Raw genomic sequence first — 25,010 nt, forward strand, 5'->3', positions numbered from 1 at the left:
CGGGTGCAGGCCTCGTGCGGCGAGAGGGCTTGTTGCATGCCTACGGCCTCCGCGTCATTGCGAGCGCAGCGAAGCAATCCAGAATCTTCCCGCGGCGGCAGTCTGGATTGCTTCGCTGCGCCCGCAATGAATCCGTGGAGACGGCGTGCGCTAACCTTCCATCTCGTGTCCCGGACGCAGGCCGACTGGGCTTGCTCGTTGGAGCGCCGGCGCGTCCCCCGAGTTGCCCGCTCCGCTCAGGTCAGATAATCCGGGGTGAAATCCGCGAGCGCGCGGAGTTCGTCGGGTTGCAACAGCTCGATCTCGCTTCCCTCCCAGGCAATCAATCGGCGCCCTCTCAGCTCCTGGATGGTGCGATTGACGTGGACGATCGACAATCCGCAGGCATCGGCGACATGCCGCTGCGTCATCGGCATCTGGAAGCAGCGGTTCTTGACGAGGCCCACGACCTCCAGCCTTGCGGCGAGCTCGCAGATCAGATGCGCCACCTTCGGCAGCGCCGCCTGTGCGCCGAGGCGCGCGATCCATTGTCGCGAGATCGCCGCGTCGATCAGCGTCTCGCGCCAGAACGCGCGGGTCAGGTGAATCGAGCCGTCAAGCAGCTGCTTGAGTTGGCTGTGTGCAACGTAGCCGACGATGGAGGGTCCAAGACCCACGAGGTCCGCATCCATCGGCGAGACCAGCAGCGTGTGCAGGCATGGCATGTCGCCGGGAACGTGGAAGGCGAGGATCTGGCTGCGATCGCCGACAATGCGCGCCTGGTAGAGGAAGCCGCTGACGACGAAAACGCATCGGGAGGCATCTTCACCCTGGCGCAGTACGATCTCGCCGTCCGATACCTGGCGCAGCGTGGACGGCAGACCCGCGATCTGGCGGCGTTCGTCTTCGGAGAGGCCTTCAATCGCCTGGAGATGTGCGATGAACTTCGGGTGTGGCATGGAGAGGAAGAGGTGTTTCAGTCGTCACGCGGCATCGTCGGCTCAAGCAGGCGTCGTGAGAGTTTTGCGATGGTCCAGTCGGACACGGGAACCGCCTGGAACTCGCGGATGGCGCGCGCAAGCTCCTGATCCGACATTGGCCGCGCCGGCTCCTTCAACGTGCCATGCAGGATAGCAGCGCGGATACTGTCCAGGTGCTCGCCCGAATCCGATGCGAACAGGTGGCGAATGCGTTTCAGGATCGTCGTAGGGCTCATGCGAAGGGCGGGCGCAGTGTGCGATCGAGGGACGGGGGCCGCGACCCTGTACCGTCGCAAACCGGTAGCAACCTGTGCTTCCGACCAGCGTTCTAGTCCGCTGGATACGGGCCAGATGTATCATTTGATCGAACCGGCAGGATTTTTGGCGGGGCACATGGAACGGGACACATGGAAAAAGCGCATGACGTGCTGATCCGGAACCTGAGCGAGCACACCGCACTCGCACAGGAGGATGTCGCGGAAATTCGCGGGCTGACCTTCGTTCAGCGCGAGTTCGCTCCGAACGAGGATTTCATCCGTCAGGGTGACGAACCCGAGCATTCGGCGCTGGTCGTCTCCGGCATGGTCGCGCGCTACCATTTGCTCGACAGCGGCCGGCGGCAATATCTCGCGTTCCATTTGTCTGGAGACCTGCCGGACTCGCAGGGACTGTTCATCGACCAGATGGACCATGGCCTCTGCGCGCTCGGACCCGCTTCGGTGGCGTTCTTCCCGCATCGCGAATTGTTCATTGCCTTCCGGCGACGGCCGACCTTCGCACTGTCGGTCTGGCGCGAGACTCTGCTCGATGCCGCGATCTTTCGCGAGGCCATCACCAATAATAGCGCGCGGCCGATGCACACGCGCATGGCACACCTGTTCTGCGAGCTGTTCTACCGCGCCCGGGCTGCGCAACTCGTCCGCGGCAATCGCTGCCGCCTGCCGTTCAGCCTCGCACAACTCGGCGAAACCCTGGGCATGGCGATCGCGACCGTGAACCGGACGCTCGCCGACCTCAGGCGGAGCGGGACCATGGACATGCGCGAGGGCGAGCTGATCGTCCTGAAATGGCGCGAACTGCAGCGGCTCGGAGGCTTCAGTCCGACCTATCTGCATTTGAAGCGCCAATCGCCTCCGCATGCTTGAGACCGCAAGGCTAACCAAGGCTAACCGTCCGCGGCCGTGCGTCCCATCACCTCATCAAAGTGCTTCTTCACCCAGTCGTTGCAGGAGCAGGCTCTGGCTTCGAGCGCCGGCGCGTCAAGGATCAGGATGGCGCCACGGCGCGTCGCGAGGATCCGCCTCGCCTTGAACATCTGGATGACGCGGCTGGCATAGCTGCGGGACACGCCGAGCATGCCGGCAAGCTGCTCGTGGGTGAGGGGGATCTCGGGGCCGCCGACGTGCTGCTGCGCGGAGATGATCCACTTGGCGGCGCGCTGCTCGATCGAATGTGCGGCATTGCAGGCTGCGGTCTGGAGCAGCTGCGCGAACTGACAGTCGCCATAGCGCGAGAGCACCTGCTGGAGCGTGACCGACCTCTGCTGGGCCTGCTCGAGCGCGCGCAGCGGCAGCCGCACCAGGGTCCCGCCCAGCTTCACCACGATGCGCGAATAGGCCAGCGAGACGCTGCGGCCGGCGGCAATGCCCACCGCGCCCTCGCGCCCGACCAGCAGGCTTTCGACCTCGCGATCGTCCTCGACCGGCACGGCGAAGGACACGAGCGTGGAGCGGCAGGGAAAATGGACCGCCGCCACCTCGTCGCCGGCGTGATACAGGATGTGGCTCGCTTCGAGTTCGACCGGCTGGAGGTGCGGCGCGAGCAGTTCGAAATCCGGGCGGCTGAGCCGCTGGAGAAGATCGTTCTGGGGCCGACCGGTCACATGTCTTGCTCTGGCCGGGAATCGGCACCGGCCAGAACCCTACGTTTCCGTGACGGAGCCGACGGTTCCAAAGTGCACACAAGGCGTTTTTCAGCCGTTGAAAAAGTGGCCTCCGGCTTGCGGAATTCCGGAAAGTGTTGGCGATGCACATGGCACGCGAGGCAAATGGCGCAGCCGAACCCGTCGGCCTTCAACTTCACGAGCTCTGTGCAGGAGTGCACACAGCAGGGGCGCGGATCGGCATAGCGTCCTCGTCGCGGAGCGCCGATCCCGTGCGCTCTGCCCGACGGACCGCCGGCCTATACCTCGAACGCCGCCGGGCCGGCGGGCCCGAGGGCGGCGAGGATGATCATCACCCGAAGTTCGTCACCCGAAGCGTGCTTCGCAATCGTGCGCGGGCCGGCTTTTTTCCGCGTGGGCGCGATAGGCATCGATCGCCCTGTTGGCGAGCATAAGTTGCCGGCGTTCACCGGTCCTGAGCTGGGCCTCAATGGCGTCGAGCAGGACGTTCGCCGTCTCGTCCGGAGAGCCGAGCTCTCCGCTCTGCTCCAGGAAGCTCCAGGCGATGAAGAATGCGTTCTCGACGGTGCAGCGAATGGACATGGCTGCCAACGCGGCGCGGCCGTTGCCGTTCCGCGGGACAGACGAATGCCGTGAATTAGCGCGCGTGCCCGCGTTACTTCAGCGAGCTGCTGATTGAGGTGAACTTCTTGTTCAGCGTCGCGCCGAGGTTGTTGACGACGGCGATGATCGCGAGCGCAATGCCGGCGGCGATCAGGCCGTACTCGATCGCAGTGGCGCCGGACTCGTCGGCGAGGAAGCGGCGGATGGTCTGCATGGCCTTACCAGAATTCCAAAAGAGAGCTGGCGAGGACCATAATGCGCGGAGAGCGGGTTCCCCAATTCGGAACCCCGCCGTGCGTCAATTTCGAGTTAATCGTGACGAATACTGACCCCGCCGCCTCGTGCTTCGCGCGCATTCCTAGTTCTTGAGCACGATGCGGCCGACGACCTTGCCGGCGCGAAGCTCGTCGATCCAGGTCTGGACGTCGCCCATCGGCTCCTCGCGCATCGGCGTCGGCTTGATCTTGCCGGCGCGGGCGAGCGCCATCAGCTCGTGAGCCTCGGTGAGCGTGCCGACCATGAAGCCCTCGATGGTCATGCGCTTGTAGACCCATTGCACCATCGGCAACGTGAACTGGCCGCCCATCAGGCCGGAGACCACGATCTTGCCGCCGCGCGCGGCGACCGCGACCGCAAAAGCCATGGACTTCTCGTTGCCGGCGAAATCGACGATCTCGTCGAAGCCGCCATCGGTTTCCTTGAGGATGCGCTTGATCACGTCGGGCTCGGCCGGATCGTAGGCCGCCGCCGCGCCGTTCTTCAGCGCGGTCTCGCGCGCGGCACCGCTGAGGTCGGCGACCGTGATCGGTTGCTTGAACATGGCCGCCGCAAAGGAAAGGCCCATCATGCCGACGCCGCCGAGGCCGATCAGCAGGAGATTGCGCTGGCGTGGACGATCGACCAGGCGCTTGAGCGCGCCATAGGCGGTGACGCCGGAGCACATCAGCGTCGCGGCCTGGTTGACGGGCAGGGGATCGTAGTCGAGCAGATATTTCGCGTCGGGCACCAGCACGTGGGTGGCGAAGCCGCCGTCGATGGAGACGCCGAGAAAGCGCTGCCTGGCGCAGAGGTTCTCGTCGCCATTGGCGCAGTCGCGGCACTTGCCGCAACCGATCCACGGAAACACCGCCTTCTTGCTGCCGACGAGACCGGCGAACACGTCGGGACCGACTTCATCGACCACGCCCGCGATCTCGTGGCCGAGCGTGAAGGGCAGCGTCATGCCGCGCGTGGTGTCGAGCTTCTTGCCGCCGCCGAGATCGGCGTAGCCGTCCTGGATGTGCAGATCGGAGTGGCAGAGGCCGCAGCGCTCGATGCGCACCAGCACCTCTCGACCTTGCGGCTTCGGCGTGTCGACGATGGTCTCGCACAGCGGCGCATCGAACTTGACCAGGGATTGCCGACGCATCAACGCCATATTTCTTCCTCCGAAATTATCTCTCTGTTTCGCTGCGTATATTGGCCAATTCACGCGCCATGGCAACAAAGCCGGAAATCGGAACGGTTTCGGCGCGCCGCGTCGCATCGACGCCGGCAGCCGCGGCGAGCCGCGCGGGATCGGCGCCCAGCGACTTCAGGCTTTGCCGCAGCATCTTGCGGCGCTGGCCGAAGGCGGCGGCTGCGACCTTTTCGAGCAGCTTGCGATCGCAGGCGAGAGGATTTTCGCGCGGGATCAATCGCACAACGGAAGACGTAACCTTCGGCGGCGGCACGAAGGCGGACGGCGCGATGTCGAACAGGATCTTGGTCTCGCAGCGCCAGTTGGCGAGCACGCCGAGCCGGCCGAAGGCCTCCTCGTCCTCGCGCGCCACGATGCGCTCGCCGACCTCGCGCTGGAACATCAGGACCATCATGTCGTACCAGGGCGGCCAGGGCTCGGTGGTGAGCCAGCCGACGAGGAGGTGGGTCGCGATGTTGTAGGGCAGGTTGGCGACGATCTTTGCTCTCTCGCCCGATAGCAGCGGGCGCGGGTCGAAGGTCATGGCGTCGCCATGCACGATCTCGAGACGGCCGGGATAGCGCGCGGAAATATCCTGCAAGGCAGGGATCGCGCGCTCGTCATGCTCGATGGCGATGACGCGTCTGGCGCCGAGCGCGAGCAGGGCGCGCGTCAGCCCGCCCGGGCCGGGGCCGATCTCGATGATGGTGGAGTCCTCGAGCGGAGCCGCCGCACGCGCGATGCGCGCGGTGAGATTGAGGTCGAGGAGGAAGTTCTGGCCGAGCGATTTGCGCGCCGACAAAGCGTGCTGGCGAATGACCTCGCGAAGCGGCGGGAGGTCGTCGATCGCGCTCATCGGGTTTTCGCAGCCGCCATCCGGCTCGCGAGCCTCAACGCGGCGATCAGGCTTGCCGGATTGGCCTTGCCCGTGCCGGCGATGTCGAAGGCGGTGCCGTGGTCGGGTGAGGTGCGGATGAAGGGCAGGCCGAGCGTGACGTTGACCGCGTCGTCGAAGGCGACCGTCTTGATCGGGATCAGCGCCTGGTCGTGGTACATGCAGACGGCGCAGTCATAGCTGTTTCGCGCGGCTTCGTGGAACATGGTGTCGGCGGGGAGCGGTCCCTTCGCCTCGATGCCGCCGCTGCGCAACGTCTTGATCGCCGGCGTGATCACGGTCTGCTCCTCGTGGCCGAGCGAGCCGTCCTCACCCGCATGCGGATTGAGGCCGGAAATCGCGATGCGCGGATTCGCGATGCCGAAGCGGGATTTGAGTTCGGTCGCGACGATGCGCACGGTCGAGACGATCAGCTCGCTGGTGAGCTGAGCCAGTGCATCGCGCAAGGAGACGTGGATGGTCACGGGCACGACGGCGAGCCGCGGCGACCACAGCATCATCACCGGCTGCGGCGCGCGGCCGTCTTCCGCGGCGAGCTCGGCGAGGAATTCGGTATGACCGGGATGGCGGAAGCCGGCGCGATAGAGCACGCTCTTGGCGATCGGATTGGTGACGACGGCGCCGGCGCGGCCCTCGCGGACATCAGTGACCGCCTGGCGGATCGAGGCAAGGGCGGCGGGCGCGCTCGATGCGTCGGGCTTGCCGGGCTCGGCGCTTGCGTGCTCGCCGGTCGCAACCACTGGCAAGGCCTTGGGGAAGGCGGCCTCGGCCTCGCCGGCGCTTACCGAAGCGATCCTGACGTCGGCGCCGAGCGCCTTGGCGCGGCGGGCGATCAGCGCCTCGTCGCCGAGCAGATAAAAGGCGGGCAGGTCCAGTTCGCGGCGCTTGAGCCAGGCTGCGATCGTGATGTCGGGGCCGATGCCGGCAGGTTCTCCCAGCGTCAGGGCGAGAGGCTTGGCAGGCTGCTGGGCCATCAGCGGTTGCGATACTCGATCATCGCCGCCTTGCGGAGCTCCTCGAGATAGGTCTTCTGGGTCTTCTCGTACTTCTCCTGATACATCTTCTCGCGGACCTCGCGCTTCTTCGGCGTGTCGATCATGGTCGGCTTGCGCGAGCACAGCACCACCATCTCGATGCCCGCCTTGGTCATCTCGGGCGCGGTCAGGTGGCCGATCGGCGTGTCGTCGAGGACCTTGCGCAGCGCCTCGGGCAATTCCGCGGTGGTCTTGGTAACGATGTCGCGGATGGTGGCATTCGGCGTCGAGCGGAACAACGAATTGGCTTCTTCGCAGCTCCCGATGCGCGAGCGATATTGCTCGGCTTCCTTATGCCGCGTCTCCAGGAACGCCTGCGAGGAGCCGCGCGGCACGATCAGCACGATCGGCTGCATCTTGTATTCGGTGCCCTCGATCTGCAGCTTGTCGCCGGTCTGGGCCTGGACGGCCTGCGCGACGTCCTTCTCGCCGACCAACAGCTTCTCCTTGAAGCGGCCGCGCACGAGGCTGGTCCAGACCATCTCGGCCTTCATGCGGCTCTTCAGGGTTTCGGGGCGGACGCCCTTGACCTCAAGCGACTTGGTGAGCTGGTCCGGCGAGATGCGCATGCGCTGCGCCATGCCCTCATAGGACTGGTTGATGTCGGAGACGCCGGGGTCGACACCGTATTTCTTGCCTTCCTTTAGCTTCACCCGCTCGTCGATCAGCGTGTTGATGACCTCCTGACGGGCCGGTGTCTTCTGCGTCGTCAGCTGGTCGAGCTTGGAGCGCTGCTCGATGTCGAAGTCGGTGATGGGATCGCCGTTGACCATCACGACGATGTTCTGCGCGCGCGACGGCGTGCCGGCCAGGAGCAGGGCGCCGAGGACGAGGAAGAGGCGGAAGACAGGCAATGGGATCGTCATATTTGTCGCTCGCATGTCAGCCGCGGTGAACCTGCGATCGGGAACACGCGGCCGGCACCTTCAAACCGTTCACTGGAGGCCGCCGCCGGAACTGCTGGTCGTCGCCGTGTTCGCCAGCGTGCGCAGGCCGATCTGGAACATGATCGCGTGGTTCAGCACGGGCGGCGTCGAGCCCGCAGAATAGCTATACGCAGTTACATAGTTCAAGCCGAGCACAAAACAATCGTCGACGTAGCCGGCACCGAGCACATACTGGTTGATCTTGTTGGCTTCCAGGTCCCAGCGCGCCGAGCCCGTGACCACCCAATTGGCCGCGACCTTGATCGAGCCCGACGTCAGGATGCCCTCGCGGCGGGTCAGATAGCCGAGTTCCGGCTGCGCGGCGTAATTGCCGTACAGCATGCTGACGGACCAGCGGTTGAAGTTGGCGCGGCCTTCCGCCTCGAAGCGCTGGATGTTCCAGGTCTGCTCGTCCATGCGCGAGCGAACGCTGAACGTATAGGTGCTGTTGGGCGAATAGGCAGCGCTCGCCACATAGTCGGAGCGCGGCCTTTGCAGACCGGAATCCACGCCGGTATTGATGGAGTCCTGGACCGCGAAGGAGTTCATGCCGAACAGCTGGTAGGACTGGCCGAACAGCACCTTGACGGCGCCACCCTTGTCGAACTGCGTTGTGGACTGCACGCCGACATTGGCGCGGCCGCCGCCCTCGACGCGGTCGTAGCCGGAGAACTTGTCGACGCTGAACAGGTTCGAGGCGTCGAACACCATGCTCTGCGCGTCCTCGTTCGGGAGCTTGCCGGCATAGGTCTCGTTCGGCCGAATGATGATCTGCGCGATCGGCTCGATGGTGGTCGAACCCCATGGCTGAACGTTGATGAAGGGGTAGCGGTATTCGAGCCCCACGGTCGGCATCAGGCGGAACGCCTGGGTGTCGCCGACAGGAAGATAGTTCGACACGCCCGGCTGGTTGGAGACCGAGGAGTTGATCGCATCGGCGCGGAGAATGGCGAACGGCGTCCAGATTTCACCGAACGGATCGGTGAAGGACTTGCGCCACTGCGCTTCGGCCGTCAGGCGGGTGTAGGTGCCCGGGAAGCCGCGCAGCAGGCACTGCGACGGTGTGCGCGCGAGCGGATCGGCCGACGCCGTCGTGCACAGGCTGTTGGTGTTGGCGAGCGTCGTGATCGGATCGAACACGGCGGTGTCACGCGACAGGTTCACGAAATTGGTCTTGTAGCTGAACTCGCCGCCGAAGACCGGATAGTTCAGCACGTTCGAATAGTCGATCACGGGGTAGACGACCGGCACCTGGCTCTGGTTGCCCGAGTAACTCAGCCAGTACATCGTGCGCGCGTCGAAGAAGCTGCGATTGCCGACACCGGTCAAATAAAGCTGCGAGAGCGCATCCGTCGGCAGATACAGGAACGAGCCGAGCGGATCGCGATATTGCGACAATCGATAGTCCGAGAAGAAATAGTAGTCGGACATCAGGACGCCGTCCCAACCCCAGACCCATTTGTCGTTCAGCGCGAACTGCCCCTTGGTGTCGACGGCGCCGCGGAACTGCTTGTCGCCGGGCTGGCCGGCGAGCGCGCTGCGGTCGAGCTGGTCGATGCCGTAGACGCGGATCTGATAGGCGCCGTCCATCAGGCGCTGGCGGAATTCGGCCTGGAACAGCACGCCCTGCTTGGACGTGATGCGCGGGTTGAAAGTCGCGTCCATGTCGGGCGCGATCGCCCAGTAGAACGGAACCTCGACGCCGTAGCCGAACGGCGTGTTCGACGTGAAGCCCGGCATCAGGAAGCCGGTCTTGCGCTTCACCGTCGGGTCGGGCGTCGAGAAATAGGGCATATAGGCGATCGGCACGCCGAAGAATTCGAGCTGCGCCGTTTCGAAATACAGCATCTTCTCCTGCTGGTCGTGGATGATGCGCGCACCCTTGACCTGCCACAGCGGCGGCTTCTTCGGATCGTCCTTGCACGGCGCGCAGGCCGTGTAGACGCCGTTCTCGAACACCGTGTAGTTGCCGCTGGAGCGATCGGAGCGGCTCGCCGCCATGCGGGTCTGGTCGGCCGTGTCGACGCGCAGCGAATCGACGAAGCCGTCACGGTAGTCGTCGGAAAGATCCAGGATCTCGGCATAGGTGATCTTGCCGTCGGCGTCCGTCATGCGGATGTTGCCTTCGGCATGGAGCCGCTTGGTCTTCTGGTCGTAGATGACCTTGTCGGCCTCGACGCTGGTGCCGTTGTAGAACAGCTGGACGTTACCGACCGCGGAGACGCGCGAATTGTTGTAGTCGTAGTCGACCTCGGTCGCCTGAACCAGCATCTGGTTGTCGTTGACGGCCTTCGGCGGCTTCGCACGTGGCGGCAGCGGATTGTAGGTGAAGCTCTGGGCGGAGGCCGGCGCCACGGCGGCAACGTCCATCACGCCGCCGAGCGATGCCACGGCGGCGACAGCAAGCAGGAACCTGCGAATGGACAAGCCACACCCGTTCGCGCGCACCAATGTGCGCCGCGTCAAACGAGACACGGGCCCTCGGTGGACGGCCGTCACTATCCGTCCTCCTGATACAGCAAGGCCAAAAAGCCGGTGAGGCCGCCCACCACCACGGGCAACCACGCCGCAGCGATCGGATGCATCAACTCAGCCTTGCTCAAATCTTCAGTCACTTTCGACAGAACGTAGAGCAGAAAGCCTGCGCCCACGCCACTCAAAACCATCCTCTGCACGCCGCCCATCCGGAAGAAGCGCAACGACACGGAGGCCGCGAGCAACACCATTGCAGCTAGCAAAAACGGCTGCGCCAGGAGCTTCTGATACTGGAGTCGGTATCCGGCTGTCGCGAAGCCCGAGCTTTCGGACGAGCGGATGTAGCTCGGTAGTTGCCAAAAAGACACAGTCTCCGGTGTGGAAAAGCTGTTGCGGACCTGCGCCTCGGTCAGCGTCGTCGGAATCTCCAGGCTGGCCTGATCGACCGGCGGCGAATCCAGCGAGAAGCGGCGGACGCCCTTGAACAGCCAACGGCCGGCCTCGAGCGTCGCCTCGCGCGCCTCGACCCGTTCCTTGAAGTGCTGCTCTGTGTCAAACCGGAACAGCGTGAGCCCTGTGAGCCGGACGCCCTGCTGCTCGCTGCGCGCTGCGTTGATGATGGTCTGGCCGTCATTGGTGACCTGATTGAGCCAGAAGCCGGAGGCGTCCTGAATGCCGCCGCCCGGCGCCGAACCGAACAGCTCGGCTTCCATGCGCTTGGAGAGCTCGCGCAGATTGGCCGACATCGGATTGTAGGCGACGGTGGCGATCACGCCGATCAGGAGCGCGCTGCCGAGCGCCGGCGAGATGAATTGCCATGCGGAGACACCGGCGGCGCGCGCGACCACGAGCTCGAGCCGGCGGGAGAGGGCGAGATAGCAGGTCATGGCGCCGATCAGCATGCAGAACGGCGTCAGCTTCTCCAGCAGCTGCGGCACGCGGAACAGCGAGGTCTCGGCCACCATGACCGCGGAGGCGGATGCGAGCCCTGAGGTCTTGCGGACCATCTCGATGTAATCGACCAGCACCAGCAGCAGGAAAATGCCGGCGAACACGCCGAGCGCCGCGACCACGAAGCGGCCGGCGAAGTAGCGCCCGAGTGTGTTGGTGAGCATGCTCATGCGGTGGCCGGCCGTCCGAACAGCCGCGCGATGCGCGCGTTCGACCTGTTGATGGCCTCCATGAGGCGCGGCGGCGGTTCGACCACAAGGCCGCCAATGATGATCGCCAGCCCGATGCCGATGGCGCCAATGACCATCGCATATTGGACCAGCACCGCGCCCGGCGATTTCACCGCCATCACCGAGCAGGCGAAGCCGGCCATGCGCAGGCCGAACACCGCGAGGATCGATGAGCCGATCGAGAAATTGCGGCTCTGGCGCGTGGTGCGAGGCGCACCCAGAAACGCGAAGGTCAGCACGGCAAAGGCGAAGGGATAGATCGGCGCCAACAGGCTGTCATGCAGGGCCGAGCGGAACTGGCCGGGGATCTGCTTGTAGACGGGATCGTCCTCGGACGGCGAGAGCAGCTCCCAGAGATAACGCTCGCGGATTCCGAGGGTGACGTCGCGGCCCTGGCCCGAAAACTTCGACATGTCGAAGCCGTAGCGGCCGAACGCCACCAGCGCGGGATCGCGCTTGCCGGCCTCGAAGCGCTGGAGATTGCCGGTCTCGAGCACCAGGAACGATCCGTTGTCGTTCTTCACGACTTCGCCGTGCTCGGCGACGATCGAGACCCGCTCGTTCGGATCGCGGCGGTCGTCGATGAAGATGCCGGCGAGAATGCCGCCGGGCTGGCGTTCGCGAATCCGGATCGTCAAGTTCTTGTCGAGCTGGGCGAAGCGGCCGGGCTGCAGGATGTTGGTGAGCACGTCGGCGGTGATCTCGGCGTCCCACTGCTTGATCCGCCGCATGCCGTCGGGAGCGAGATAGGCCGCGATGAAGGCGACCAGCAGCGCCACGACGCAGGTGGCGTAGAAGAACGGATAGAACAGCCGGAACGGCGAGAAGCCGGCGGCATTCATCACGATGATCTCGGAGTCGGTCGCGAGCTTGTTCAGCGTATGCGAGATCGCGATCATCAGCGCGATCGGCGAGATGATCAGGACCAGCGCGGGCACGACGAGGCTGGTGATGCCGAGGAAGGTCAGGATGGTCTGACCCTGGCTCGTCATCAGGTCGATGCCGCGCAACGCCTGCGTAATCCAGATCACGCCCGTGAGGCTGACCAGGACCAGCGCAAACGACGCGAGCGTCGTGCGGAAGATATACCTATCGATTGACCCCATGCGCTACCGCACGAATCCCACCAAGTCCCCAATGCCGGCCGGAATTCCGGCTGTCCAACCAATCCCCGCAAGGGGATCCCCAAGGTCGGCCAACCATCTCATCCGCCGGCTTACTCTCTCAGTACCATCCCTTTGATCCGTCAACAAAATGGCTGCCCCGTGGCACCCTCAATATATGGTTAATATTTCCCTCGTTGTGGCCCCTCGGCCACGGGGGTGCTTGGCATCTGCCGGGCCGGTGGCCCATAGTGCGGCACGCTCAGTGAATCGCCGTTCAGCTCCGGCCGGTGGCCGGGGCCGCCGATCGGTAAAAAGCCCTGTCTTTTTGAGGAGTTACTCATGTCCGATGCCATCAAGGTCGGCTTCGTTCCCTTGTCTGCCGCCGTCCGTGGCATCATGGTCGTGTTCTGCGACGACGCTCTGAAGCTCGGCCCGGCGACCGCCAAGGCGCTCGGTGGGGCCACCGAACTCGTGAAGCGGGCGGCCACCGCCGCCGCCTTCAAGGGCAAGAGCGGCGCTGCGCTCGACATCCTTGCGCCGGAGGGCGTGAAGGCCACCCGCCTGATCGTGATCGGCGCCGGCAAGGCGGCCGGCCTGAAGGCTAACGACTTCCTCAAATTCGGCGGCGTGGCGGCGAGCAAGCTTCCGGCCGGCGCGGCGGCCATGACCATCATGGCGGAACTGCCCAATGGCGCCATGACCAGCGAGCAGGCGGTCGCGATCGCCTCGGGCCTGCGGCTGCGCACCTACAAGTTCGACCGCTACAAGACCAAGAAGAAGGACGGCGAGGAGGGCGGCTCGCGCGCCGACGTCTCGTTTGCTGTCGGCGATGTCGTGGCCGCGAAGAAGGCGTTTGCATCGGCAGCCGCGATCGTCGACGGCGTGATCATTGCGCGCGACCTCGTCAACGAGCCGCCGAACGTGCTTTTTCCCGAGGAGTTCGCGCGCCGCGCAGGCCTGCTCCGCAAACTCGGCGTCAAGATCGAGGTGCTCGACGTCAAGGCGATGGACAAGCTCGGCATGGGCGCGCTGCTCGGCGTCGGCCAGGGCTCGGCGCGGCCGAGCCGCACCGTGATCATGCGTTGGGACGGCGGCAAGAAAGGTGAGGCGCCGGTTGCCTTCGTCGGCAAGGGCGTCTGCTTCGACACCGGCGGCATTTCGATCAAGCCGGCCGGCAGCATGGAGGACATGAAGGGCGACATGGGAGGCGCGGCCTGCGTCGTCGGCCTGATGCATGCGCTCGCAGCACGCAAGGCCAAGGTCAACGCCGTCGGTGCCATCGGCCTCGTCGAGAACATGCCGGACGGCAACGCGCAGCGCCCCGGCGACATCGTCACCTCGATGTCGGGCCAGACCATCGAGATCATCAACACCGACGCGGAAGGCCGCCTGGTGCTTGCCGATGTGCTCTGGTACGTCGCCAAGAAGGCCAAGCCGAAATTCATGGTGGATCTGGCGACGTTGACCGGCGCCATCGTGGTCGCGCTCGGCACCGAGCATGCCGGCATGTTCTCCAACAATGACGAACTTGCCGAGCGGCTGCTGGCGGCCGGCATCGAGAGCGGCGAGAAGGTCTGGCGCCTGCCGCTTGGCCCTGAATACGACAAGCTGATCGATTCCCAGTTCGCCGACATGAAGAACACCGGCGGCCGCCATGGCGGCTCGATCACCGCGGCGCAGTTCCTCCAGCGCTTCGTGGACGGCACGCCCTGGGCGCATCTCGACATCGCCGGCACCGCCATGGGGGCGCCGAAGACCGACATCAACCAGAGCTGGGGAAGCGGCTATGGCGTTCGCTTGCTCGATCGTCTGGTCGCCGACCATTACGAACGCAAATGACCCGAGATGACTGAAGTCCTGTTCTACCATCTGCAAAACATGACGGTGGAGAACGTGTTGCCGCCGCTTCTCGAGAAATCGCTCGAGCGCGGCTGGCGCGTCGTGGTGCAGTCGACTTCGCCGGAGCGCGCCGATGCGCTCGACGCCCATTTGTGGACCTATCGCGACGATTCCTTCCTGCCCCACGCGACATGGCGGGTGAGCGACGCCGCCGATCAGCCGATCGTGCTTGCGGTCGAGGAGGACAATCCGAACGGTGCCAATGTCCGCTTCCTCGTCGACAACGCTGCGCTGCCGCAGGACGCCCAGGGCTATGAGCGCATGGTGCTGCTGTTCGACGGGGACGATCCGGACGCGCTTGCGTTCGCCCGCAGCGCCTGGACGGATTGCAAGGCGCGGGGATTTGATGTCACCTATTGGCAGGCCGACGAGCGGGGCCGGTGGCAGAAGCGGAGTTAGCGGTCGTTCGCAATTAATGATAATTTGCACTTTTCGGGGGATGATGGCTTTTGTCACCTTCGTGCCGCAAAGTGGTGTTGGTACAATTGCTTAGGGCCGATCCTTCACTCGGGGAATTTAGTTTATCGTGCGACATCAAAAGCTTCCCAGCTCGCTCATAGTTGCGTTGGCGGCCGTAGCCCCGCTGGTCGCGGGCTGTTCGGGCGGGACCGATCTGTTGTCCAGGGATGCCCAGTGGTTCAACACGCCCAGCCGCCTGTTCATCAAAAGCATCTCGATCGAGTCGCCGCCGCTGACCCCCGACAAGCCGGTTGGGGCCGAGGATCTGGTCAGCGCCGACGGGGCTTGTGCTGGCATGGCGCCGCCGCCTGGGCCGGCTGATGCGAATGCGTCGACGACCGCGCCGGCTCCCATGGGCGGCACCGTCGCGCTCGGCCACACCGAATGCGATGTGGTGCGCGGCATCGGCGCGCCCTCGAGCGTCAACCTCTCCGGAGATGCCGCCGGCAGGCGCGTTGCGGTCGTGACCTGGACGACCGGTCCGCGCGCCGGCATCTACACCTTCACGTCCGGCCGCCTGTCCTCGATCGAGGGCACGCCGGAGGCACCGGTCATGCCGAAGGCGACCAAGCCGAAGCCGAAGAAGAAGTCGGCGGCGTAACGGTTTGGCCTTTTGCCCTGATGCTGGTTGCAGTTGTCGCTGCAATCGGCCGCGCATCCTTGCCTCTATCGTCAAGCGATTTTGCATCCATTGATTGCGATGGGCGGGCGTGAGCCGTGATCTCTCCGTTCGCGCTCGCCGGCGATCTTGTTCGCGAGTTTCGACATCGCGGATGCCGACCTTCGCCCAAAGCGCCTTCATTGCGTCGAGCCGCGTTCTTCCGCGCGCGTTGAAAATCACGGTGGCGTTACGCGTGATCCGTGATCACGCGATTCGTGATGAGAGAGCCTTCGCATCCGCTTTCGAAAACTGCCCCGAAGCAAAACTGGAGGAAATCTCCAGAATAATCACGCGCGTCTCAAGCAACGGTTCAAGAATGTCATGTGCGCGAATGCTACGCACCGAGGGGAGGGGCTAGGTCGGAAGGATCATTTGGATGTCCATTACCTCTGTGTTTTCCCCGGTTACGGGGCAGCTCACCATTTTCGGCGACGGCGCGAATAACGGCCTCGTGATAAGTCGCGACAAGTCCGGCCGCATCCTGGTCAACAACGGGCACGTGAAAACGGTTGGTGGCGAACCCACCGTCGACAACACCACCGCGATCGACATCTTCGGTCAAGGCGGTGACGACACGATCACCGTCGACGAATGCCACGGCCCGATGCCGGCGGTGCACATCTTCGGCGGCGACGGCAATGACAGGATCACGGGCGGCTCGGGGGCTGACCTTCTGTTTGGCCAGGCCGGCAACGATTTGATCAAGGGCGGCGGCGGCAATGATCTGCTGTTCGGCGGAGCGGGTAACGATGTCCTCGACGGCGGCAGCGGCGACAACCAGCTGTTCGGCGAGGCCGGCGACGATGTCATGATTTGGAATCCCGGCGGCGGCACCAACCTGTTCGAAGGTGGTGAGGGCAACGATACGGCTCAGGTCAACGGAAGCAACGCCGCCGAGACGTTCACGATCACGGCGAACGGCACCCGCGTGCGGCTCGACGGGACGGGCGCGGCGCCGTTCTCGCTCGACATCGGCACGACGGAAAATCTGGTCTTGCACGGTGGCGGCGGCGACGATGTCATCACCGCGGGCAACGGGCTCGGCGCCCTGATCTCGCTGACGCTCGATGGCGGCGCCGGCAACGACAGGATCATCGGCGGCGACGGCAACGACCTCATCATCGGCGGCAGCGGGGACGACATCGTCAATGGCGGACGCGGCAACGACGTCGCCCAGCTCGGGAGTGGCGACGACACTTTCATCTGGAATCCCGGTGACGGCAGCGACACGGTCGAAGGCGGATCGGGCAGCGACAAGCTGCTTTTCAATGGCGCCAACATCAACGAGACCATGGACATCTCGGCCAATGGCGGCCGGGTGCGCTTTACCCGCGATGTCGCCAACATCACGATGGATATCGACAGCGTCGAGCAGATCGAATTCGATGCGCGCGGCGGCTCCGACAACATCACCGTCGGCGACCTCACCGGGACCGGCGTCAAGCAGGTGCTGGTCGATCTCGGAGCCGTTCCGGGAGGGACGCAAGGCGACGGCGCAGCTGACACGGTGACCGTCAACGGCAGCAACGGTAATCAGCACATCGAGGTCACAGCCACGGGCACAACGGTCACGGTCACGGGGCTGCCGGAGCTCGTGACGATCGCAAATGCAGAGGCGGGCAACGACCGGCTGGTCGTGCAGGCGCTCGGCGGCAACGACGTGATCGATGCATCTACGCTCGGCGCGGTGATCGGGCTGACCATCGACGGCGGTGCGGGCAACGACACCATCACCGGCAGCCAGGGAGCCGACACCCTGATCGGCGGCGACGGCAACGACAAGGTCATCGGCGGCCGCGGCAATGACGTCGCGCTTCTCGGCGCGGGCGACGACATCTTCACGTGGAATCCCGGTGACGGCAGCGACGTTGTCGAAGGCGGCACGGGAACCGATACGCTGGTGTTCAACGGCGCCAATGTGGCCGAGAACATGTCGATCTCGGCGAACGGAACCCGTGCGCTTCTCACCCGTGACGTCGGCGCTATCGTCATGGACCTCGACGGCATCGAGCACGTGCAGATCGCGGCAGCAGGCGGCGCCGACAACATCACCGTCAACGATCTGACCGGGACAGGAATCACGCAGGTTGCCATCGACCTCAGTGCCGGCCCCGGCAGCCAGAGCGGCGATGGCGCGGCGGACCGCGTGACCGTGAACGGCACGACCGGTGACGACAACATATCGGTGTTGACCTCCGGCGGATCGATCGTGGTCAACGGCCTCGCTGCGCAGGTGACGATTGCACACGCGGACGCCGGTGATGTACTCGGCATCAACGGCGGACAAGGCAATGACGTCATCAATGCGTCTTCCATAAAGGCGGGACAGTCGTTCAGCCTCAACATCAATGGCGGCGACGGCAACGACACCATCACAGGCAGTGCCGGCAATGACATCGTGAACGGCGGACGCGGCAACGATTTCGCCAATCTCGGTGCGGGCGACGACACCTTCGTCTGGAATCCCGGCGACGGCAGCGATACCGTCGAAGGCGGGAAGGGCACCGACACGCTGGCATTCAACGGCGCCAATATCAGCGAGACCATCAACATCTCGGCCAATGGCGGCCGGGTGCTGTTCACGCGAGATGTTGCCGCCATTGCGATGGACCTGAACGGGGTCGAACATGTCGACTTCAATGCTCTCGGCGGTGCCGACAACATTACCGTCGGTGACCTCTCCGGCACCGGCGTCAGCCAGGTCGACCTCGATCTCGGCGCCAATGACGGCGCCGCGGATACCGTGACCATCAACGCAACCGGCGGCAACGACGTCATCACGGTGACCGAGCACGACGGCATCATCACGGTGTCGGGGCTTGGCCAGGACATCAACATCACCGATGCCGGCGCTGGCGACCGGATCGTCATCAACGGCCTCGATGGCGACGACGTCATCACGGCTTCCGGCTTGCAGGGCGGCATCCAGCTCGTCGCCAACGGCGGCAACGGCGACGACGTGCTGATCGGCGGCCCCGGCAACGACACGCTGGCGGGTGGTGCCGGTGATGACGTGCTGATCGGCGGCGGCGGTCTCGACATCCTGGACGGCGGCACCGGCAACAACGTCGTCATCCAGGGCGGAGCGTTTGCGGCCGCGATGCTGCTCAACCAGGCCATGGCGGCCAGCTTCGTTCCCGCAGGTGACGGGAACGGCGAGATGCCGCTGCCCGATCCGCACGCGACGCAGAGCCAGGTGCTCGCACCGCCGCAGCACGCCTGACAGTAAGGCCTGATGGGATGAGCCTCACTAGCGCTCCGACGGAGGTGCGTTCCCTCCCCCCTTGTGGGGGAGGGTTAGGGAGAGGGGTAGCCCAGGAAAAGGTGCCGATGGTTGAAGATGCGGTGTTAGCGACCGAACGACGGAAAGAATCCCCGTGGGGCACCCCCCTACCTGTCCCTCCCCCACAAGGGGGGAGGGAACGGATGGAGCGCTGCTGCTGGCCAAGCTTGATTCGACTTCACGCCGTGGCGTTCTCGCTGCATCGGCCCGGAGAACGCTGATGACGACGAATGCGGTCTCCACCGACACGGGGCTCGATGCGTTGCTGACGCTGCTGCATCTGCAAGGTGTTGCGGCCGATCGCGAGCAGCTAAGGCACCGGCTGGGCGCGGCAAGCTTCGGCGCAGCGGATATCGTCCGCTGCGCGAGGTCTCTCGGGCTTAAAGCCCGAATCTATCGAACGCGGTGGAGCCGTCTGTCGGACACCCCGCTGCCTGCGATCGCAATGCTGCGGGACGGCGGCTTCATGGTCATCGCAAAGGCCTCCGCCGACAAGGTGCTGGTGCAGTCCCCGGAGGCGCAGCGGCCGGTGCTGATGGATCGCGACGAGCTGAGCGCGATCTGGGACGGCGGCTTGATCCTGATGGTCCGGCGCGCCGGCCTGTCCGACCTCGGGCGGCACTTCGATATCACCTGGTTCATCGGCGCGATCGGCAAATACCGGCGGCTGCTGAGCGAAGTGCTGGCGGCTTCGTTCTTCCTCCAGCTTTTTGCGCTGGTCTCGCCGCTGTTCTTCCAGGTCGTCATCGACAAGGTGCTGGTGCACCGCTCGCTGTCCACGCTCGACGTCCTCGTCATCGGCCTCGTCGTCGTCTCCCTGTTCGACACCGTGCTCGGGATCCTGCGCAATTACCTGTTTGCGCACACGACCAACCGCATCGATGTCGAGCTCGGGGCACGTCTGTTTCACCATCTGCTGGCACTGCCGATGGCCTGGTTTCAGGCCAGGCGCGTCGGAGATTCCGTGGCCCGGGTCCGTGAGCTCGAGAACATCCGCAATTTCATCACCAGCTCGTCACTGACGCTTCTCATCGACCTGGTCTTCACCTCGGTGTTTCTGGCGGTGATGTTCGCCTATTCGGCGCAGATGAGCTTCATCGTGCTGGCATCATTCCCGTTCTACATCGCGATCTCGGCCGTGGCGACGCCGCTGTTTCGCCGCAGGCTGGACGAGAAATTCCGCCGTGGCGCCGAGAACCAGGCCTTCCTGGTCGAGAGCGTCAGCGGCATCGAAACGCTGAAGGCAATGGCGGTCGAGCCGCAGATGCAGCGTCGCTGGGAAGAGCAGCTCGCCGGCTATGTTTCCGCAAGCTTCGGTGTCACCAGCCTCGGCAACACGGCAAGCCAGCTCGTGCAGCTCGTCAGCAAGGTCGTCACCGCCGCCATTCTCTATGTCGGCGCCAGACTCGTGATCGGTGACGCCTTGACCGTCGGCGAGCTCGTGGCCTTCAACATCTTCGCGGGGCGGGTGTCGGCCCCGGTGCTGCGGCTCGCGCAGGTCTGGCAGGATTTTCATCAGGCGCGACTGTCGATCGCGCGGCTCGGCGACATCCTCAACAGCGCCGCGGAGCCGGCTTACTCCGCCGCCCGTGCGGGGCTGCCGCCGATCCGGGGCAACATCCGCTTCGAGCACGTGTCTTTCCGCTACCGGCCCGATGGGGCGGAGATCCTGCACGATGTCTCATTCGATATTCCAGCCGGACAAACCGTCGGCATCGTCGGATCGTCCGGCTCGGGCAAAAGCACCTTCGCCAAGCTGGTGCAGCGGCTCTACGTTCCGCAAAGCGGCCGCGTGCTGGTCGACGGAATGGATCTGATGACGACCGACCCGGCCGGGCTCCGTCGGCAGATCGGAATCGTGCTCCAGGACAACATGCTGTTCAACCGTTCGGTACGCGACAACATCGCGCTGGCCGATCCAAGCCTGCCGATGGCCCGCATCATCGACGCGGCAAAGCTGGCGGGCGCGCATGATTTCATTCTGGAGCTCCCCGAGGGCTACGATACGGTGGTCGGCGAGCGCGGCTCGACGCTCTCGGGCGGGCAGCGCCAGCGCATCGCGATTGCCCGCGCGCTGGTAGGCGATCCCCGGATCCTGATCTTCGACGAAGCCACCAGCGCGCTCGACTACGAAAGCGAGCGGATCATCCATGACAACATGAAGGAGATCGCGAAGGGCCGCACTGTCCTGATCATCGCGCACCGTCTCTCCACCGTCCGCGGCGCCGATCGCATCTTCACCCTGGAACGCGGCCGTCTGGTCGAGGACGGCACGCATGATGCGCTGATCAAGACCGGCGGCCGCTATGCCGCCCTGCATCGTCTCCAGGGAGGCATTTATGAGGTCGGCTAGCACTGTGCCGGCCGCTCGGCCGGAGCAGACCGTGATCCCGTTCCGGAATGGAAAGGGCCGCCGCGCCGATGAAGTCGCCTTCCTGCCGGCGGCGCTGGAAATCACGGAAACACCGCCATCGCCGATCGGCCGCGCCATCGCCCTGGCGCTGATGCTGCTTGTCTGCGCGGCGCTGGCCTGGTCGGCCTGGGGCACGATCGACATCGTGGCCTCCGCAACCGGCAAGGTCGTGTCGAGCGGGCGAAGCAAGGTGGTCCAGCCGTTCGAGACCGGGGTGGTGCGCGCCATTCACGTGCAGGACGGGCAACCGGTCAAATCTGGCGACCTGCTGATCGAGCTTGATCCGACCGTGAACGCCGCAGAGCGCGATCGTCTGCACGACGATCTCATGGCCGAGCGGCTCAACGTTGCGCGCCTCCGCGCCGCATTGACGGGCGGCGAAGAGATGTCCGTCGATCTCGTCGTACCAGAGGACGCCGATCCCATGCTGGTCGCGACGCAACGGCAGCTCCTCGCCAATCAGCTCAGCGAGAACAGGGCCAAGCTCGCGGCGCTGGCACGTCAGGAAGCGCAGAAAGAGGCCGAACATCAGACCATTGCGGCGACGATTCACAAGCTTGATGCGTTGCTGCCGGTCACCCAGCAGCGTGTCGAGATCCGCAAGACGCTGATGGAGAAGGAGATCGGCTCGAAGCTGACCTACTATGAGACCCTCCAGCTCCAGATCGAGCAGCAGGAGGAGCTTCGCGTCCAGAGCAGCCGCTTGAAGGAGGCCGAGGCGGCCGTCGCAGCGATCCGGGAGACCCGCATCCAGGCCCTGGCCGAGTACAGGAAAAGTCTCTCCGACGAGCTTGCCAAAAGCGAACAGAAGGCCAATGGCGTCGCACGCGATCTGATCAAGGCGCAGCAGAGGACGAGGCTTCAGCAACTGACGTCCCCGGTCGACGGCGTCGTGCAGCAGCTCGCGGTCCACACCGTAGGCGGCGTGGTCACGCCCGCACAGTCGCTGCTGGTGATCGTGCCGACCGATACGCGGCTCGAGATCGAGGCGATGATCTCCAATCGTGACATCGGATTTGTCGAGGCCGGGCAGGGCGCCGCCATCAAGATCGATACCTTCAATTTCACCCGTTACGGGCTTCTCGCAGGCCGGGTCGTGAGCGTCTCGCAGGACGCCATCGTCCGCGATCGGCCCCAGGAGCGCGGGAGCGACCGTGCGCCCGGGACGCAACGCGACAGCAGCGAGCCCAGCGGGCAGGAGTTGAGCTACAGCGCCCGCATCTCGCTCGATCGCAGCCAAATGCAGGTGGACGACCGCCTCGTCAATCTCTCCCCGGGGATGGCGGTGACCGTCGAGATCAGGACCGGTTCGCGTACCATCCTGAGCTATCTGCTATCGCCGCTGCAGCGCTACCGGCACGAGATCATGCGGGAGCGCTAGTTCCCGCATAATGCCGACGAAGCTTCGCCAGGCGGGCTGGCTCAGTCGGTGCGGCAAACAACAGGTTGTTCAATGACTAATTACCGGGTAGCAAAATACCGGTACTGTGCATGGGGTTGTTTTTCGGATTTTAATGTCGGCCCTTGTAGGGGCGTCAACCCGCCGCCTCGTCGAATTGCGTGCTTGCCTCGAGCCACTGCTCCTCGGCGCGCGCCAGCGCGTCGGCCGCATTGGCGCGGGCTTTCGATAGTTGCGCGGCCTGCTTGGGATCGCGGGTGAAGATGTCGGGCAGGGCGAGCGCAGTGTCGATCTTGGTGATGATCTCGCTGACGCGGGCGATCTCGGTTTCGGCTTCCGCGATGCGTTTTTTCAGCGAGCCGCGATTGTCCGATCTCGGACGCTGCGGCTTCTCGCTCGCCGCGCTGCGCTCGCGCGGGGCGGGCTCGCCATTGCGCGCGGACAGCACCAGGCGGCGATATTCGTCGAGATCGCCGTCGTAATTGGTCACGGTGCGGTCGGCGACGATCCAGAGTTGATCGGCGCAGGACTCGATCAGATAGCGATCATGCGAAACCATGATGACGGCGCCGGGGAATTCGTTGATGGCTTCCGCAAGCGCGGCGCGGCTGTCGATGTCGAGATGGTTGGTCGGCTCGTCCAGGATGATCATGTTGGGGCCGAAGAAAGTCGCCAGTCCCAGCAGGAGCCGCGCCTTCTCGCCGCCGGACAATTTTCCGACCTTGGTGTCGGCCGCCTTGCCGGAAAAGCCGATGGCGCCGGCGCGGGCGCGTACTTTCGCTTCGGGCGCCTCGCCCATCAGCTTGCGGACGTGGTCGTAGGTCGAGGCATCCTCGTTCAGTTCGTCGAGCTGGTGCTGCGCGAAATAGGCAATCGAGAGCTTGTCGGCGCGGGTCACCTTGCCCGAGAACGGCGCGAGGCGGCCGGCGAGCAGTTTCACAAGGGTCGACTTGCCGTTGCCGTTGGAACCAAGCAGCGCGATGCGGTCGTCATTGTCGACGCGCAAGGTGACGCGGTTCAGCACGGGCGCGTTCGGATCGTAGCCGACCACGACGTTGTCGGCGGCGATGATCGGCGGCGACAGGATCTTCTCGGGCGCGGGAAAGCTGATCTCGCGCACATCCTGGGTGACCAGCGCCGTGATCGGCTTCAGCCGCTCCAGCATTTTCACACGGGACTGCGCCTGGCGGGCTTTCGAGGCCTTGGCCTTAAAGCGGTCGACGAAGGCCTGCAGGCGGGCGCGTTCGGCTTCCTGGCGCTTGACCGCTTTGGCATCGAGCATCTCGCGCATGGCGCGCTGCTCCTCGAAGGAGGAGTAGCTGCCCTTGTAAAGCGTGAGCTTGCCGCGCTCCAGATGCAGGATCTGGTCGACGGAGCTTTCCAGCAGGTCGCGGTCATGGCTGATCACGATCACGGTGCGCGGATAATGCGCGAGGTGATCCTCCAGCCACAGCGTGCCTTCGAGGTCGAGATAGTTGGTGGGCTCGTCGAGCAGCAACAGGTCGGGAGCGGCGAACAGCGTCGCGGCGAGCGCGACACGCATGCGCCAGCCGCCGGAGAATTCGGCGCAGGGGCGGAGCTGGTCGGTGGCCGAGAAGCCGAGGCCGGAGAGGATCGCGGCGGCGCGGCTCGGCGCCGAATGGGCGTCGATGTCGACCAGCCGGGTCTGGATCTCGGCGATCCGGTGTGGATCGGTCGCGCTCCCGGCCTCGGTGAGCAGCGCGTCGCGTTCGAGGTCGGCCTTGAGCACGACCGAGATCAGGCTCTCGGGGCCGTTCGGCGCTTCCTGCGCGAGGCTGCCGACGCGCCAACGGGGCGGCAGGGTCACCGTGCCGTGCTCGGCCGCGAGCTCGCCGCGGATCACCTTGAACAGGGTCGATTTGCCGGTGCCATTGCGACCGACCATGCCCACGCGGGATCCGGGCGTGATCTGCACGGAACTCTGGTCAATCAGAAGGCGTCCGGCGAGGCGGATGGAGAGGTCGCTGATGGAGAGCATGCGGCCTTGTCACCGCACCGGCGATCAAACGCAACCCGTTTTTCCGTGTCTGCAAGCCGGTGCTCGTCAACTCAGTGCGAATCGCGCTCGCGCTGCTTCAGCTCATTGAGGAGTTGCTCGAGGTGCGTCGGCAGCCTGGCTTCGGGCCGCAGGCTCTGCTGGAGCCGTTCGCCCACCGCATCGCGGATCGAGCGGCTGGTGCGCCGGTCGATTTGCTCGCTGTCATCGGCGAAAAGACTAACCATCGCAGGGTTCCGTGTTCTCAAAGAAGCGACACGGTACCAAGTCCTTGGTCCCCAAATGGTTTCGCCACTCGCGGCGATTGCGAGGCATTCTAGCAAAAATTGTGTGAAGCCACGCAATATCCCCTGCGAATA

The 25,010-nt window shown here is 64.8% G+C and carries 21 protein-coding genes; 7 read left to right on the forward strand and 14 right to left on the reverse strand.

What is annotated here, in order from left to right:
* Positions 1 to 236 precede the first annotated feature (236 nt).
* Together BRA471DRAFT_RS17115 and BRA471DRAFT_RS17120 are read right to left on the reverse strand one after the other, a co-directional pair.
* A complete protein-coding gene (locus tag BRA471DRAFT_RS17115) occupies positions 237 to 938 on the reverse strand; it encodes a Crp/Fnr family transcriptional regulator (protein WP_007609332.1) in 702 nt (233 codons plus the stop codon).
* A gap of 17 nt (positions 939 to 955) precedes the next feature.
* Positions 956 to 1,195, reverse strand: coding sequence for a hypothetical protein (locus tag BRA471DRAFT_RS17120; protein WP_007609333.1), 240 nt, complete (start codon positions 1,193 to 1,195; stop codon positions 956 to 958).
* A 171-nt stretch (positions 1,196 to 1,366) separates the two neighbouring features.
* Between BRA471DRAFT_RS17120 and BRA471DRAFT_RS17125 the strand changes: the two genes are divergently transcribed.
* Positions 1,367 to 2,104, forward strand: a complete 738-nt coding sequence (locus BRA471DRAFT_RS17125) for a Crp/Fnr family transcriptional regulator (RefSeq protein WP_007609334.1) — start codon at positions 1,367 to 1,369, stop codon at positions 2,102 to 2,104.
* Positions 2,105 to 2,124: 20 nt separating this feature from the next.
* On the opposite strand, the gene BRA471DRAFT_RS17130 is transcribed toward BRA471DRAFT_RS17125, so the two are convergent.
* From BRA471DRAFT_RS17130 to lptF, 10 genes are all read right to left on the reverse strand, one after another.
* Positions 2,125 to 2,841, reverse strand: coding sequence for a Crp/Fnr family transcriptional regulator (locus tag BRA471DRAFT_RS17130; protein WP_007609338.1), 717 nt, complete (start codon positions 2,839 to 2,841; stop codon positions 2,125 to 2,127).
* 366 nt (positions 2,842 to 3,207) lie between these two features.
* The gene (locus BRA471DRAFT_RS17135; protein ID WP_007609339.1) at positions 3,208 to 3,444 is read right to left on the reverse strand and encodes a hypothetical protein; all 237 of its coding nucleotides are present in this window, start codon (positions 3,442 to 3,444) and stop codon (positions 3,208 to 3,210) included.
* 73 nt (positions 3,445 to 3,517) lie between these two features.
* Positions 3,518 to 3,679, reverse strand: a complete 162-nt coding sequence (locus BRA471DRAFT_RS17140; RefSeq protein ID WP_007609340.1) for a Flp family type IVb pilin — start codon at positions 3,677 to 3,679, stop codon at positions 3,518 to 3,520.
* Between the two features lie 144 nt (positions 3,680 to 3,823).
* Positions 3,824 to 4,882: an alcohol dehydrogenase gene (locus tag BRA471DRAFT_RS17145; protein ID WP_007609341.1), complete on the reverse strand. Its 1,059-nt coding sequence runs from the start codon at positions 4,880 to 4,882 to the stop codon at positions 3,824 to 3,826.
* A 16-nt stretch (positions 4,883 to 4,898) separates the two neighbouring features.
* Positions 4,899 to 5,759, reverse strand: a complete 861-nt coding sequence (gene rsmA, locus BRA471DRAFT_RS17150; protein WP_007609346.1) for a 16S rRNA (adenine(1518)-N(6)/adenine(1519)-N(6))-dimethyltransferase RsmA — start codon at positions 5,757 to 5,759, stop codon at positions 4,899 to 4,901.
* A complete protein-coding gene (pdxA, locus tag BRA471DRAFT_RS17155; RefSeq protein WP_007609347.1) occupies positions 5,756 to 6,772 on the reverse strand; it encodes a 4-hydroxythreonine-4-phosphate dehydrogenase PdxA in 1,017 nt (338 codons plus the stop codon). The genes rsmA and pdxA overlap by 4 nt, the downstream gene beginning before the upstream one ends.
* Positions 6,772 to 7,698 (reverse strand): SurA N-terminal domain-containing protein, encoded by a 927-nt coding sequence (locus BRA471DRAFT_RS17160; RefSeq protein WP_007609348.1) that lies wholly within the window; start codon positions 7,696 to 7,698, stop codon positions 6,772 to 6,774. Before BRA471DRAFT_RS17160 ends, pdxA begins: the two co-directional genes overlap by 1 nt.
* Before the next feature lie 69 nt (positions 7,699 to 7,767).
* Positions 7,768 to 10,257: an LPS-assembly protein LptD gene (locus tag BRA471DRAFT_RS17165; protein ID WP_007609349.1), complete on the reverse strand. Its 2,490-nt coding sequence runs from the start codon at positions 10,255 to 10,257 to the stop codon at positions 7,768 to 7,770.
* Entirely contained in the window at positions 10,257 to 11,354 is a 1,098-nt protein-coding gene (gene lptG, locus BRA471DRAFT_RS17170) for an LPS export ABC transporter permease LptG (protein WP_007609350.1), read from the reverse strand. The genes BRA471DRAFT_RS17165 and lptG overlap by 1 nt, the downstream gene beginning before the upstream one ends.
* Positions 11,351 to 12,520: an LPS export ABC transporter permease LptF gene (gene lptF / locus BRA471DRAFT_RS17175; protein ID WP_007609351.1), complete on the reverse strand. Its 1,170-nt coding sequence runs from the start codon at positions 12,518 to 12,520 to the stop codon at positions 11,351 to 11,353. The genes lptG and lptF overlap by 4 nt, the downstream gene beginning before the upstream one ends.
* Positions 12,521 to 12,859: 339 nt before the next feature.
* On the opposite strand from lptF, the gene BRA471DRAFT_RS17180 reads away from it, so the two are divergent.
* The 6 genes from BRA471DRAFT_RS17180 (at position 12,860) to BRA471DRAFT_RS17205 (ending at position 22,616) form a co-directional block, all read left to right on the forward strand.
* Positions 12,860 to 14,359, forward strand: a complete 1,500-nt coding sequence (locus BRA471DRAFT_RS17180; protein WP_007609352.1) for a leucyl aminopeptidase — start codon at positions 12,860 to 12,862, stop codon at positions 14,357 to 14,359.
* Between the two features lie 6 nt (positions 14,360 to 14,365).
* Positions 14,366 to 14,818 carry a DNA polymerase III subunit chi gene (locus tag BRA471DRAFT_RS17185; protein WP_007609353.1) on the forward strand — a complete coding sequence of 151 codons (453 nt, stop codon included), beginning with the start codon at positions 14,366 to 14,368 and terminating at the stop codon, positions 14,816 to 14,818.
* A 166-nt stretch (positions 14,819 to 14,984) separates the two neighbouring features.
* Positions 14,985 to 15,479, forward strand: coding sequence for a hypothetical protein (locus BRA471DRAFT_RS17190; RefSeq protein WP_198287831.1), 495 nt, complete (start codon positions 14,985 to 14,987; stop codon positions 15,477 to 15,479).
* A gap of 436 nt (positions 15,480 to 15,915) precedes the next feature.
* A complete protein-coding gene (locus BRA471DRAFT_RS17195; RefSeq protein ID WP_007609355.1) occupies positions 15,916 to 18,762 on the forward strand; it encodes a calcium-binding protein in 2,847 nt (948 codons plus the stop codon).
* 280 nt (positions 18,763 to 19,042) lie between these two features.
* On the forward strand, positions 19,043 to 21,175 hold the full coding sequence (locus BRA471DRAFT_RS17200; RefSeq protein WP_007609356.1) for a type I secretion system permease/ATPase: 2,133 nt from the start codon (positions 19,043 to 19,045) through the stop codon (positions 21,173 to 21,175).
* On the forward strand, positions 21,162 to 22,616 hold the full coding sequence (locus BRA471DRAFT_RS17205) for an HlyD family type I secretion periplasmic adaptor subunit (RefSeq protein ID WP_007609357.1): 1,455 nt from the start codon (positions 21,162 to 21,164) through the stop codon (positions 22,614 to 22,616). Before BRA471DRAFT_RS17200 ends, BRA471DRAFT_RS17205 begins: the two co-directional genes overlap by 14 nt.
* Positions 22,617 to 22,770: 154 nt before the next feature.
* Here the strand turns inward: BRA471DRAFT_RS17205 and BRA471DRAFT_RS17210 are convergent, their stop codons facing one another.
* Both BRA471DRAFT_RS17210 and BRA471DRAFT_RS38895 read right to left on the reverse strand, forming a co-directional pair.
* On the reverse strand, positions 22,771 to 24,633 hold the full coding sequence (locus BRA471DRAFT_RS17210) for an ABC-F family ATP-binding cassette domain-containing protein (RefSeq protein ID WP_007609359.1): 1,863 nt from the start codon (positions 24,631 to 24,633) through the stop codon (positions 22,771 to 22,773).
* A gap of 71 nt (positions 24,634 to 24,704) precedes the next feature.
* Positions 24,705 to 24,878 (reverse strand): hypothetical protein, encoded by a 174-nt coding sequence (locus tag BRA471DRAFT_RS38895; protein ID WP_007609361.1) that lies wholly within the window; start codon positions 24,876 to 24,878, stop codon positions 24,705 to 24,707.
* Positions 24,879 to 25,010 lie beyond the last annotated feature (132 nt).

The organism is Bradyrhizobium sp. WSM471, from assembly GCF_000244915.1.
Taxonomy (GTDB): domain Bacteria; phylum Pseudomonadota; class Alphaproteobacteria; order Rhizobiales; family Xanthobacteraceae; genus Bradyrhizobium.